The following is a 12,432-nucleotide window of genomic DNA, read 5'->3' as shown; positions in this document are numbered from 1 at the left end:
GATTTCTGTGAAAAGTGCACTGACAAGCTCTCCGCTACGCATCGCCATTATCGGCGCCGGGCAGGTGGCGGATAAAGTTCATGCTTCGTACTACTGCACCCGCAACGATCTGGAACTGGTGGCTGTCTGTGACAGCCGCCTGTCACAGGCGCAGGCGTTGGCAGAGAAATACGGCAATCCGCAGGTTTGGGACGATCCTCAGACGATGCTACGCGAGGCTAAGCCAGATATCGTCAGCATCTGTTCACCCAATCGTTTTCATTATGAACACACCATGTTGGCGCTGAACGCCGGATGCCATGTGATGTGTGAGAAACCTCCGGCGATGACGCCAGCCGAGGCGCTGGAAATGTGTAACACGGCGCGTCGAAGGGGGAAAGTTCTGGCTTATGATTTTCATCATCGTTTCGCACTGGATACGCAGCTGCTTCGTGAGCAGGTGATGGCCGGCGTGCTGGGTGAAATCTATGTCACCAATGTCCGCGCTTTGCGCCGCTGCGGCGTGCCCGGCTGGGGGGTATTTACCAACAAAGAACTGCAGGGCGGCGGGCCGCTGATTGATCTCGGCATCCATATGCTTGATGCCGCCATGTATGTGCTGGGGTTTCCGGCAGTAAAGCGCGTTAACGCACACAGTTATCAACGCATTGGCACGCGTAAAAACAGCGGCCAGTTTGGGAAATGGGATCCCGAGACGTATACCGTGGAGGATTCTCTGTTCGGGACGATTGAATTTCATAACGGCGGTATCCTGCGACTGGAAACCTCTTTTGCGCTGAATATCCCGGAACAATCGATTATGAACGTTAATTTCTGCGGCGATCTGGCAGGGGCGACGTTATTCCCGGCTCAGGTTTATACCGATCGTGAGGGTACGCTTGACGTACTGCTTCAGCGCGAAATGGCCGATGACAATCGTCATTATCGCAGCATGGAAGCTTTTGTGAATCATGTCCAGGGCGAGCCTGTCACTATTGCCGACGCAGAGCAAGGCGTCGTTATTCAACAACTGGTTGCCGCACTGTATCAATCGGCTGAAACAGGGACCTACGTAGACTTATGACGAGGCCAGTAATGCTAACTGAACCGGCTTTTTGCCCACACAACCTGAATAAATATGCGTCCCTCATGACGACCGGTAACGGTTATATGGGGATTCGCGCCAGCCACGAGGAAGCCTACACCTTACAAACTCGCGGCATGTACCTTGCAGGACTGTATCACCGGGCAGGGAAAGGCGAGATTAATGAACTGGTTAATCTGCCTGATGTGGTGGGGGTGGAGATTTCACTCAATGGTGAGATTTTCTCGCTCACCAGCGGCGTTATCGAAAGCTGGCAACGTGAACTGGATTTTGCCAGTGGGGAATTACGCCGTGCGCTTACCTGGCGTGCGTCTGGCGGGGCGCGTTTTGCCATTGAGAGCCGGCGATTTGTCTCGGCACAAAAACTGCCGCTGTTTGCTATGGAAGTTGTCGTCACGCCACTGGACGGCGATGCCAGCATTGGTATCTCGACCGGAATTGACGCCACGATGACCAATCATGGTCGTCAGCATTTGGATGAAACGCAGGTCCGGGTCTTTGGCCAGCATCTTATGCAAGGGATTTACACCACCCAGGACAATCGTAATGATATCGCTATCACCACGTATTGCGATGTAGATGGTGCAGCGCAGCGCTGCTTCACGGCGAAAGAACGTCGGTTGTTACAACACAACAGCGTGCAGGCGAAAGCCGGACAGCGCGTCACGCTGACAAAAATTAGCTGGGTAGACTGGGCGAGCGAACGCAGCCTGTCGCTTGAAACCTGGGGACGCCAGTCGCTGCGCAACCTGGAAGCGTGCGCGCAGCAGGGTTATGACGCTCTGCTGGCGGAGTCGGCTGCTAACTGGCATGCCTGGTGGCAAAATCGTCGCGTTCAGGTCACCAGCACTGATGCCAGCGATCAGCGAGCGCTGGACTATGCGCTCTATCATCTGCGTGTGATGACTCCTGACCACGATGAGCGCAGCAGTATTGCGGCCAAAGGTTTGACGGGGGAAGGGTATAAAGGCCACATATTCTGGGATACCGAGGTCTTTCTGTTACCGTTTCATCTCTTTACCGAGCCGAAAACCGCGAGAAGTTTGTTGCGTTACCGCTGGCATAATCTGTCGGGGGCGCGTGAGAAAGCCCGCCGTAACGGTTGGCAGGGAGCGCTTTTCCCTTGGGAAAGCGCTCGCAGCGGTGATGAGGAAACGCCTGAATTTGCGGCGATCAACATCCGTACCGGACTGCGTCAGAAAGTGGCCTCCGCGCAGGCTGAACATCACCTCGTGGCGGATATTGCCTGGGCGGTAATCAATTACTGGCATGCCTCAGGGGATCTAAACTTCATGTCCCGTGAGGGAATGACGTTGCTGCTGGAAACGGCGAAGTTCTGGATCAGCAGGGCGGTCATGGTTAATGATCGTTTAGAGATCCACGATGTGATTGGCCCGGATGAATACACTGAGCATGTGAACAACAACGCGTTCACCAACTACATGGCCTGGTACAACGTCGAACAGGCGCTGGGTTTTGCCCGTCGGTTGGGCTGCGGTGATGAGACGTTTATTCACCGCGCAGAGTATTTTTTACAGCATCTCTGGCGACCGGAAGTTCAGCCCGATGGCGTGCTACCTCAGGACGATACCTTCCTGAGCAAACCGGCTATCGATCTGTCGCAGTACAAAGCCAAAGCGGGCAAGCAGACGATTTTGCTCGATTACTCCCGTGCAGAAGTCAATGAGATGCAAATTCTCAAACAGGCCGATGTGGTGATGCTGACCTACATGTTACCGGAACAATTTTGCCCGCAAACCTGTCTGGCAAACTTGCGCTTTTACGAGCCGCGCACAATTCATGACTCCTCGTTGAGTAAAGCGATCCACGGGATTGTGGCAGCGCGTTGCGGTGATCCGGCACAGGGCTATCGGTTCTGGCGTGAAGGATCGCTTATCGATCTCGGGGAGGACCCACATAGCTGCGATGACGGCATTCATGCTGCGGCAACGGGCGCCATCTGGCTGGGTGCAATCCAGGGTTTTGCCGGCGTGAATATTCGCCACGGGGAGTTACACCTTGCTCCTGCCTTACCGACTCATTGGCAAACGCTGTCTTTCCCGCTGCGCTGGCAGGGCATCGATATGCAGGTAATCATTAATGCGGCTGAAATCCGTATTAACAGCACTGAGTAGATTGTCCTTTGGGTCAATGGTGAAAAGGTCTCCGTGCAGGGGGAAACCGTAATCCGCAATGATGCCATTATTTCGCCCACTTATGGGACCGCTACCACAGAAAGGGGCGATGAATGATACTCAAACCACAGGCCATCATTTTTGATTTGGATGGCGTGATTACCGATACCGCGCATCTGCATTTTCTGGCCTGGCGGCAGGTAGCCGATGAAATAGGGATTGCGATCGACGAAGCATTTAATGACAGCCTGAAAGGGATTAGTCGCGGCGAATCACTACAGCGTATTTTGCACCATGGTGGGAAGGCGGGGGCGTTTTCTCCCGAGGCCTGCGCAGAATTGGCCGAGAGAAAAAACAGACTGTATGTCCATTCTTTGCGCCAACTGACGGTTAACTCGGTATTACCGGGAATACGTGAGCTGTTGATGACGTTGCGGGAAGAACGGATTCCGGTGGGGTTGGCCTCTGTGTCGCGCAATGCCCCGGCTATTTTACAGGCGCTTAATCTTAGCTCTTGCTTTGATTTTTGTGCGGATGCGGCATTGCTCACCCGCTCGAAACCGGATCCGGAAATTTTCCTGGCAGCCTGCGCGGGTCTTGGCGTTGACCCGCAACAATGTATTGGCATAGAAGATGCACAAGCGGGAATTGATGCAATCAACGCCTGCGGCATGCTTTCTGTCGGCATCGGTAAAGGGCTGAATGGGGCAGACTTGCTGCTTCCGGCAACCGAATTTCTGACGTGGCCGTGCTTATCGGCTTTCTGGCAACACGACAAGTAAAGGATTCAACATGGCACAGCTTTCGTTGCAACACATTCAAAAAATTTACGACAACCAGGTACACGTCGTTAAAGACTTCAATCTGGAAATTGAAGATAAAGAGTTTATTGTTTTTGTTGGACCTTCCGGCTGCGGGAAGTCAACTACGTTACGCATGATCGCCGGTCTGGAGGAGATCAGCGGCGGCGATTTGCTGATTGACGGTAAACGGATGAACGATGTGCCGGCGAAATCACGCAACATTGCGATGGTTTTTCAGAACTACGCGTTGTACCCACACATGACCGTCTATGACAACATGGCGTTTGGTCTGAAAATGCAGAAAATAGCGCCTGCTGTGATTGAGGAGCGCGTCAACTGGGCGGCGCAGATCCTTGGTCTGCGCGATTATCTGCAGCGTAAACCCGGCGCGTTATCCGGTGGTCAGCGTCAGCGTGTGGCGCTGGGGCGTGCGATTGTACGCGAAGCGGGGGTCTTCCTGATGGATGAACCCTTATCGAATCTCGATGCCAAACTTCGCGTTCAGATGCGGGCTGAAATTAGCAAACTGCATCAGAAACTCAATACCACCATGATCTATGTTACCCACGACCAAACCGAAGCCATGACTATGGCGACGCGTATTGTGATTATGAAAGATGGCATCGTTCAGCAGGTTGGTGCGCCGAAAACGGTTTATAACCACCCGGCTAATATGTTTGTCGCCGGATTTATTGGCTCACCGGCCATGAACTTTATTCGTGGCGCGATTGATGGTGATAAGTTTGTTACTGAAACACTGAAATTAACGATTCCACAAAATAAATTAGCACAATTAAAAGCGCAGGGTTATGAACATCAGGCGGTCACTCTGGGAATTCGTCCTGAAGATATACACCCGCAGCTTAATAACGAAAATAGTATATCGGCAAAAATTAGCGTTGCAGAATTAACCGGCGCTGAATTTATGCTTTATACCATTGTTGGGGGGCATGAGTTGGTGGTCCGTGCTGGGGCAGTGAATGATTATCATGCAGGAGAAAATATCACTATTCATTTTGATATGGCGAAATGCCATTTCTTTGATGCTGAAACTGAAGTGGCTATTCAATAAAATCCCGGGGGGATAAATCCCCCCAAGCCTTGGGGCATTTTTGCGAGTATTTTAACAAGGAATAATAATGAAAACCCTACTGTCCGCTACTGCGCTGATTATGAGCGCAGGAATGGCCTGCGCGCAGGCTGCTGAAAATAATGACTGGCACTTTAATATTGGTGCTATGTACGAAATAGAAAACGTTGAAGGTCAGGGCGAAGATATGGATGGACTGGCTGAGCCGTCCGTCTATTTCAACGCCTCTAATGGGCCATGGAAAATATCGCTGGCCTATTATCAGGAAGGACCGGTTGATTACAGCGAAGGTAAGCGTGGTACCTGGTTTGATCGTCCGGAACTGGAAATTCGCTATCAATTTCTGGAAAGTGAGGATGTTAATTTCGGTTTGACCGGTGGCTTCCGTAATTACGGTTATCACTATGTCAATGAACCAGGAAACGACACCGCTAATATGCAGCGTTGGAAAGTTCAGCCGGACTGGGATGTTAAACTGACCGACGACCTGCGCTTTAGCGGTTGGCTGTCGATGTATCAATTCGTTAATGATTTGAATACTACTGGCTACTCCGATAGTCGTGTCGAAAGCGAGACCGGTCTGAATTACAGGTTTAACGAAACGGTGGGCTTAACGGTCAACTATTACCTTGAGCGCGGCTTTAATCTGGCTGATTCGCGCAATAATGGTGAGTTCTCAACCCAGGAAATTCGTGCATATTTACCGTTGTCTTTAGGCAATACCACCCTGACGCCGTATACCCGTCTGGGGCTTGATCGCTGGTCAAACTGGGACTGGCGAGATGATCCGGAACGTGAAGGCCATAATTTCAATCGTCTCGGTTTACTGTATGCATATGATTTCCAGAATGGTTTATCAATGTCACTGGAGTATGCCTATGAGTGGGAAGATCACGACGAAGGCGAAAGCGACAGATTCCATTATGCTGGTATAGGCGTGAACTACGCATTCTAAAATATACTGGGGCATGTATGCCCCAGTTTTTACACCAGTGAGTCGGCCAGCGATATTTGTGTGCTCACCGTGATATTTTGTAATCCTTTCTCACCCGCAATCAGGTTAAATAATAAATTACAGCTTTGTTCACCCAACTGCTGGGTAGGCACATCAATTCCCCCAGGAACGGGCGTGAGCATAAAAGACAACAGCTCATTACTGTAGCCCACAACGGCAAGTTGTTGCGGGATGGTTATATTTTTCTCAGCCGCCACGCGATATAAGCTCATTAATTTCAAGCTGTCGGTGGCAAATACGGCATCGGGTAACGGCTGCTGACTCAGTAATTTTCGTGAAGCAAGCAGGGCTGTTTCATGGGTATAGCCCCCGTCAACAATCCATTCATCGCGCATTTTAATATTATGCGCCTGAAGGCTGGCTTTATATCCGTTAACGCGATCGATAGAAACATGAACATCAAGCGGCGCGTGCAAACAGGCTATATTACGGTGCCCACTCTCAATCAGCGCATCAGTTAGCGTAATGCTGTCGCGATAATTATCTGTGTCTACAGAATAGACATTGGCGTAGTCGCCTTCAACCTTTCCAATAACCACGACCGGTACGTTGTATTTATCCAGCCTCGCAAAAAAAGATTCATCGGCGGGAGAGCTCAGCATAATGATACCTTTGATCAATTTCTGCTTAATTTTGCTCTCACATTTTTGTAAATCATCTTCAGTGCTTCGCGACGTCTGTAATATGACATCAAAACCGACCTCTTCAGCCTTGGCAGTAATAGCATGAAGCACTTCAGAGAAAAACGGATTACCGGCGGTTGTTTTTGCTGAACGGGTAGATATCACCATTATTGCATCAAACCCGGAAGAGGTGAGTGCGCGAGCAAGTTTATTGGGCTGGTACTGTAACTCATCAATAGCACGCAGCACTTTTTCAAGCGCTTCCGGCGAGATATTGGTTTGCTTATTAAGCACGCGCGATACCGTGGATTTTGATACGCCAGCGGCTCGTGCAATATCATAAATGGTAGGAGACATAGATCCCAAGCTCCGTCCGAGAGTCAATGGCGAACATATTATGGAGTTAATTGGCGAATGACAACAATATCGGAATGCGGGCAGAAAAATCAAAAAACTAACCGCAGTATGCGCAACCAGAGGAAGTCTCGTCCACGGGTGCAGAGGGTGATAATGCGGTCGCAATATTTTCTTAAGAACTGGCGTATAGTGTGTTGGTTAAATCCAACCATCAGTCAGGAAGATATTATGTTGAAAAAAGGCGTATTAGCGTTGGCACTGGTCATCGGCATGCCGGTTTTTGCAGCCGAGCACTGGATTGATGTTCGCGTTCCTGAACAGTATCAACAGCAGCATATTCAGGGGGCGGTCAACATTCCATTAAAAGAGATGAAGGCGCGTATCGCTGCTGAAGTTCCTGATAAGACCGACACCGTGAAGCTGTATTGCAACTCCGGGCGTCAATCGGGGCAGGCGAAGGATATGTTGACGGAAATGGGCTACACGCAGGTGACCAACGAAGGTGGCATCAATCAGATAGCGCTTCCTAAAGTAGAGAATCAATAAACCGCCCGCATTCCTTCTGCTCCAGGCGGTAAGAATAATGCCGCCTGTTACAGCTCAGGTAGTTGATAAGTAAGAATTGACCCCTATCTTTACTTCCTGTTTGTTATAATTTCTTCGGTTCCTTCAGCAAAACGGGATGGCGATGAAGCGACTTAAAAATGAACTCAATTCGCTGGTTAATCGCGGCGTAGACCGGCATTTGCGCCTGGCTGTCACCGGACTTAGCCGTAGCGGTAAGACGGCGTTTATCACCGCGATGGTAAACCAGTTACTCAATATTCATGCCGGTGCGCGTCTGCCGTTGCTCAGTTGCGTGCGCGAAGAGCGTCTGCTCGGCGTTAAACGGGTTCCACAACGCGATTTTGGTATTCCGCGTTTTACCTATGATGAGGGGCTGGCGCAGCTGTATGGCTCTCCGCCGACCTGGCCGACACCTACGCGCGGTGTGAGTGAAATACGCCTCGCGCTGCGCTACAAATCCAATGATTCTTTACTGCGCCACTTTAAAGACACCTCCACGCTGTACCTGGAAATCGTCGATTATCCGGGGGAGTGGCTGCTCGATTTACCGATGCTGGCCCAGGATTATCTCAGCTGGTCGCGGCAAATGACCGGATTATTACAGGGACAGCGGGGCGAATGGTCGGCAAGATGGCGGCAGTTATGCCAGGGGTTGGATCCGCTGGCGCCTGCTGATGAAAACCGTCTGGCGGAAATCGCTGCCGCCTGGACGGAGTATCTGCACCAGTGCAAGCAGCAGGGACTGCATTTTATTCAGCCGGGCCGTTTTGTTCTGCCCGGAGATATGGCGGGCGCGCCTGCGCTGCAGTTCTTCCCGTGGCCGGACGTTGATGCCTGGGGGGAATCGAAGCTGGCGCAGGCAGACAAACACACCAATGCGGGCATGCTACGCGACAGGTTTAATTATTACTGTGAAAAAGTCGTGAAGGGATTTTATAAGAATCACTTCCTGCGCTTTGACCGTCAGATTGTGCTGGTCGATTGTCTGCAACCGCTCAACAGCGGGCCACAGGCGTTTAACGACATGCGTCTGGCGCTCACCCAACTGATGCAAAGTTTCCATTACGGACAGCGTACGCTGTTTCGTCGGCTGTTTTCACCGGTGATCGACAAACTGCTGTTTGCCGCCACCAAAGCCGACCATGTCACGGTCGATCAGCACGCCAATATGGTGTCGTTATTGCAGCAGTTGATCCAGGACGCCTGGCAAAACGCTGCGTTCGAAGGTATCAGCATGGATTGTCTGGGACTGGCATCAGTACAGGCAACCACCAGCGGCCTGATCGATGTGAAAGGCGAAAAGATCCCGGCGCTGCGTGGTCATCGTCTGAGCGATGGTGAACCGCTAACCGTTTATCCGGGGGAAGTGCCCGCGCGTTTACCTGGACAAGCATTCTGGGACAGCCAGGGCTTTCAGTTTGAGGCGTTTCGCCCGCAGGTTATGGATGTCGATAAACCCTTACCGCATATTCGTCTTGATGCCGCGATGGAGTTTTTAATAGGAGATAAATTGCGATGAGCGAGCCGTTAAAACCGCGTATCGATTTCTCAGGTCCGCTGGACGTGGAACAAAACGCGGCGTTTAAAGCGCAGCAGATGTTCAACGAAACGGAGGCGCAGACTTTTTCTCCGGCGACAGTGGATGAACCTCTGCAAGACGAGGGTCAGGCAGAAGCCGTCATTGATGCGGCCCTACGCCCCAAACGCAGTTTGTGGCGCAAAATGGTGATGGGCGGGTTGGCGCTGTTTGGCGCGAGCGTTGTCGCTCAGGGCGTACAATGGACCATGAACGCCTGGCAGACTCAGGACTGGGTCGCGCTGGGAGGATGTGCCGCTGGCGCATTGATTATCGGCGCAGGTGTCGGATCGGTCGCGACCGAGTGGCGTCGGCTATGGCGTTTGCGCCAGCGTGCGCACGAGCGTGATGAAGCGCGAGATCTGCTCCACAGCCATGGAACCGGAAAAGGTCGTGCATTTTGTGAAAAGCTGGCGCAGCAGGCGGGTATTGATCAGTCCCATCCGGCGCTACAGCGCTGGTATGCCTCAATTCATGAAACGCAGAACGATCGCGAAGTCGTCAGCCTGTATGCCCATCTTGTGCAGCCGGTGCTGGACGCGCAGGCCCGACGTGAGATTAGCCGTTCAGCGGCGGAGTCCACGCTGATGATTGCCGTCAGTCCGCTGGCATTGGTGGATATGGCGTTTATTGCCTGGCGAAACCTGCGGCTGATTAATCGCATCGCATCGCTGTATGGCATTGAACTCGGTTATTACAGCCGCCTGCGTTTGTTCCGCCTGGTGCTGCTAAATATCGCTTTTGCCGGGGCCAGTGAGCTGGTGCGGGAAGTGGGAATGGACTGGATGTCGCAGGATTTAGCCGCCCGCTTATCGACGCGTGCCGCGCAGGGTATTGGCGCGGGGTTATTAACGGCGCGTCTGGGTATTAAAGCCATGGAACTTTGCCGACCGCTACCGTGGATCGATGACGATAAGCCACGACTGGGCGATTTTCGCCGTCAACTGATTGGTCAGGTGAAAGAAACCTTACAAAAGAACAAATCTCCGCGCGAAAGTTAGCTAAAAATTGGGCGCCAGTCGTTTAACTTTACGTCCCGGCGCCTGATTTTCCAGCGAGCTGTCAATATTTGTTGACAGAGTTCTTCCTGCAAACCCAATACTGTCTTATCATTTAATACATAATCCCTTGTCCAGGTGAAGGTTCCTATGCGTTTGGAAGTCTTTTGTGAAGACCGACTTGGTCTGACCCGCGAATTGCTCGATTTACTGGTGCTGAGAAGCATTGATTTACGCGGTATCGAGATTGACCCCATCGGGCGGATTTACCTCAATTTTGCGGAACTGGAGTTCACCAACTTCAGTAGCCTGATGGCTGAAATCCGCCGTATTTCAGGGGTTACGGATGTGCGTACCGTGCCCTGGATGCCTTCCGAACGTGAACATCTTGCGTTGAGTGCGCTGCTTGAGGCGTTACCAGAACCGGTCCTTTCTCTGGATATGAAAAGCAAAATCGAGATGGCGAACCCTGCGAGCTGCCAGCTTTTCGCGCACACTCAGGATCGGATGCGCAATCATACCGCCGCCCAGTTAATCAATGGGTTTAACTTCCAGCGCTGGCTCGAAAGCAATCCGCAGGATTCTCATAGCGAGCATGTCGTAATTAACGGACAGAACTTCCTGATGGAGATTACGCCTGTCCATTTGCAGGGTGAAAATCAGGAGCAGATGCTGACTGGTGCTGTTGTCATGCTGCGCTCCACCATCCGGATGGGGCGTCAGCTGCAAAACATGACTACGCAGGATCTGAGCGCGTTTAGCCAGATTATTGCCGTCAGCGCCAAAATGAAACACGTAGTGGAACAGGCGCGTAAGCTGGCGACACTGAGTGCGCCGCTGCTGATTACTGGTAATACCGGCACCGGCAAAGATCTCTTTGCCCATGCCTGCCACCTGGCAAGCCCGCGTGCGTCGAAGCCGTATCTGGCGCTGAACTGCGCGTCAATTCCTGAAGATGCGGTCGAAAGTGAGCTGTTTGGCCATGCCCCGGAAGGCAAAAAAGGCTTCTTTGAGCAGGCGAATGGCGGCTCGGTTCTGTTAGATGAAATTGGTGAAATGTCGCCGCGTATGCAGACCAAATTGCTGCGTTTTCTCAATGACGGTACGTTCCGCCGCGTGGGAGAAGATCACGAAGTTCATGTTGATGTCCGCGTGATTTGCGCGACGCAAAAGAACCTTGTGGAAATGGTGCAGAAAGGGCTTTTCCGTGAAGATCTCTATTATCGTCTGAATGTACTGACGCTAAATCTGCCGCCGCTACGCGATTGCCCGCAGGATATTATGCCGCTTACCGAACTGTTTGTGGCGCGCTTCGCCGACGAGCAGGGCGTGCCGCGTCCGAAGTTGTCTGCCGATCTCAGCACGGTGTTAACCCGCTACGGTTGGCCGGGCAACGTGCGTCAGCTTAAAAATGCCATCTACCGGGCGCTGACCCAGCTTGAAGGCTATGAGCTGCGGCCGCAGGATATTTTACTGCCGGATTACGATGCGGCAACGGTTGCGGTCGGAGAAGAGGTGATGGAAGGATCGCTGGATGAAATTACCAGCCGCTTTGAACGCTCTGTGCTGACGCAGCTTTATATGAATTATCCCAGCACGCGCAAACTGGCCAAGCGCCTCGGCGTTTCGCACACCGCGATTGCCAACAAATTGCGCGAATACGGCCTGAGCCAGCAGAAAAAAAGCGAAGAGTAACGCGGTAAATGAAAATGCCTCCTGGCCGGAGTAATGCTTGTCAGTTAAGCATTATGGAGAACATGTGATTTCGGCTCAGGGTTCCGTTCACCTCAGTGGTATTACTTTTCTGAAGCGCAGATATCTGTGAACGTGCAAGGGAGGCTCACCGCCGCCTCCCTTGCAACCCAGGCTCCCGGCGGGAAAATCGTCGCTGTGCGATTCATTCGTCTTATGCCGTCTGCCTGTCGGGTCGGGGCCGGGCCTGCGTCCCTGCAGGCCGCCCCCTCTGCCCGCATCCCTGCGGGCAGACCCGGTCAGCCGTCAACGCCTCATCGATTTTCAGCCGGACCGGGGTCATCGCTGCTGCGCACTGACTTCCAGTTAAATCTGTTTTGCTGTTCAGATATATTCCAATAAAAGTGCAGGAGGTCAGGTGTGGGCTGGTCCGGCTGAAAATTGCCGACGTGTTTCCGTAAGGCCGGGAGAACCCGCAGGGATGCGGGTTCA

9 protein-coding genes and 1 pseudogene are annotated in these 12,432 nt (G+C 52.3%); 9 read left to right on the top strand and 1 reads right to left on the bottom strand.

Features of this window, described 5'->3' with window-relative positions; genetic code table 11:
• Positions 1 to 7 precede the first annotated feature (7 nt).
• The 5 genes and pseudogenes from ycjS (at position 8) to OGV65_RS20035 (ending at position 6,067) form a co-directional block, all read left to right on the top strand.
• Positions 8 to 1,063, top strand: a complete 1,056-nt coding sequence (ycjS, locus tag OGV65_RS20055; protein WP_016153222.1) for a D-glucoside 3-dehydrogenase — start codon at positions 8 to 10, stop codon at positions 1,061 to 1,063.
• Positions 1,060 to 3,336 (top strand): annotated as a pseudogene (locus tag OGV65_RS20050) (glycoside hydrolase family 65 protein). Before ycjS ends, OGV65_RS20050 begins: the two are co-directional and overlap by 4 nt.
• Complete coding sequence (gene pgmB / locus OGV65_RS20045; RefSeq protein ID WP_286455365.1) at positions 3,333 to 4,001, top strand: beta-phosphoglucomutase; 669 nt, start codon at positions 3,333 to 3,335, stop codon at positions 3,999 to 4,001. The pseudogene OGV65_RS20050 and the gene pgmB overlap by 4 nt, the downstream one beginning before the upstream one ends.
• 10 nt (positions 4,002 to 4,011) lie before the next feature.
• The gene (locus tag OGV65_RS20040; protein WP_016153219.1) at positions 4,012 to 5,094 is read left to right on the top strand and encodes an ABC transporter ATP-binding protein; all 1,083 of its coding nucleotides are present in this window, start codon (positions 4,012 to 4,014) and stop codon (positions 5,092 to 5,094) included.
• 67 nt (positions 5,095 to 5,161) lie between these two features.
• Positions 5,162 to 6,067 carry an OmpG family monomeric porin gene (locus OGV65_RS20035; protein WP_016156630.1) on the top strand — a complete coding sequence of 302 codons (906 nt, stop codon included), beginning with the start codon at positions 5,162 to 5,164 and terminating at the stop codon, positions 6,065 to 6,067.
• A gap of 29 nt (positions 6,068 to 6,096) precedes the next feature.
• Here OGV65_RS20035 and OGV65_RS20030 read toward each other — a convergent pair whose 3' ends face one another.
• Positions 6,097 to 7,107: a LacI family DNA-binding transcriptional regulator gene (locus OGV65_RS20030; protein ID WP_016153217.1), complete on the bottom strand. Its 1,011-nt coding sequence runs from the start codon at positions 7,105 to 7,107 to the stop codon at positions 6,097 to 6,099.
• Between the two features lie 228 nt (positions 7,108 to 7,335).
• Between OGV65_RS20030 and pspE the strand changes: the two genes are divergently transcribed.
• From pspE to tyrR, 4 genes are all read left to right on the top strand, one after another.
• Complete coding sequence (pspE, locus tag OGV65_RS20025; protein ID WP_016153216.1) at positions 7,336 to 7,653, top strand: thiosulfate sulfurtransferase PspE; 318 nt, start codon at positions 7,336 to 7,338, stop codon at positions 7,651 to 7,653.
• Between the two features lie 142 nt (positions 7,654 to 7,795).
• A complete protein-coding gene (locus OGV65_RS20020) occupies positions 7,796 to 9,193 on the top strand; it encodes a YcjX family GTP-binding protein (RefSeq protein WP_016153215.1) in 1,398 nt (465 codons plus the stop codon).
• The gene (locus tag OGV65_RS20015; RefSeq protein WP_016153214.1) at positions 9,190 to 10,251 is read left to right on the top strand and encodes a YcjF family protein; all 1,062 of its coding nucleotides are present in this window, start codon (positions 9,190 to 9,192) and stop codon (positions 10,249 to 10,251) included. Before OGV65_RS20020 ends, OGV65_RS20015 begins: the two co-directional genes overlap by 4 nt.
• Positions 10,252 to 10,398: 147 nt before the next feature.
• Positions 10,399 to 11,943, top strand: a complete 1,545-nt coding sequence (tyrR, locus tag OGV65_RS20010) for a transcriptional regulator TyrR (RefSeq protein WP_016153213.1) — start codon at positions 10,399 to 10,401, stop codon at positions 11,941 to 11,943.
• Positions 11,944 to 12,432: the final 489 nt, after the last annotated feature.

The organism is Citrobacter sp. Cb004, from assembly GCF_030337065.1.
Taxonomy (GTDB): domain Bacteria; phylum Pseudomonadota; class Gammaproteobacteria; order Enterobacterales; family Enterobacteriaceae; genus Citrobacter; species Citrobacter braakii.
This window is presented reverse-complemented; position numbering and strand designations above follow the sequence as displayed.